This is a genomic window from Vibrio sp. 779(2023), assembly GCF_033344285.1.
GTDB lineage: Bacteria > Pseudomonadota > Gammaproteobacteria > Enterobacterales > Vibrionaceae > Vibrio > Vibrio alginolyticus.
Map to the genome: position 1 here is coordinate 1 of NZ_JAWPOM010000202.1, position 1,087 is coordinate 1,087.

Here is a 1,087-nt window from a genome sequence, read left to right on the forward strand (position 1 = left end):
ACCCAACGCAACCGAGATGTCATGCACTTCTTGAGACGCCAGAACTTGATCGGCAGAGACTTCCCATGTATTTAGGATCTTACCACGCAGTGGCATTACCGCTTGGAATTCACGATCTCGGGCTTGCTTCGCGCTGCCACCCGCCGAGTCACCCTCCACGAAGAAGATTTCGGTGCGATTTAAGTCTTGTACGGAACAGTCTGTTAGCTTACCTGGCAAGGCAGGACCCGATGCGACTTTCTTACGTACGACTTTCTTGCTTGCGCGCATACGACGGTGCGCGTTAGCAATACACACTTCCGCTAGTTGCTCTGCAAGTTGAGGCTTTTCGTTTAGCCACAGACTGAATGCATCTTTTACCACACCAGAGACAAACGCAGCGGTTTGACGCGAAGAGAGACGCTCTTTAGTCTGACCAGCAAACTGTGGATCTTGGATCTTAACCGACAACACGTACGAACAACGGTCGAAAACATCATCGCCCGTTAGCTTCACACCACGTGGTAGCAAGTTGCGGAATTCACAGAACTCACGCATCGCATCCAACAAACCTTGGCGAAGACCATTTACGTGTGTACCACCCTGAGCTGTTGGGATAAGGTTCACGTAACTTTCGGTGATCATCTCGCCGCCTTCTGGCTGCCAGATTACTGCCCAGTTTGCTGCTTCTGTGTCTGCAGAAAACTCCCCAGTAAACGGTTCTTCTGGTAGTACTGGGTAACCTTTTACGCCTTCGGCTAGATAGTCTTTCAAACCATCTTCGTAGTACCACTGGTAGTCTTTGTTGTTTACTTTATCGGTAAACGTAATTTCTAGACCTGGGCAAAGTACCGCTTTCGCTCGTAGGTTGTTCACCAAACGAGTTACAGAGAAGTTAGCTGAATCGAAATACTTCGCATCCGGCCAAAAGTGCACGCTAGTACCGCGATTGCGGCGACCACATGTGCCCGTTACAGTAAGGTCTGATACTTTGTCACCGTGCTCAAAAGCAATTTCGTACACTTGACCATCACGACGTACCGTCACTTCAACTCGCTTAGACAGCGCGTTTACTACTGAGATACCTACACCGTGCAAACCACCTGAA

Annotated in this window: 1 protein-coding gene; it reads right to left on the reverse strand. The window is 49.5% G+C overall.

The genetic code is table 11. The annotated features are described in order from the left end of the window. The coding region (locus tag R8O70_RS26080) for a toprim domain-containing protein (RefSeq protein WP_412034580.1) at positions 1-1,087 on the reverse strand (1,087 nt) is incomplete at both ends.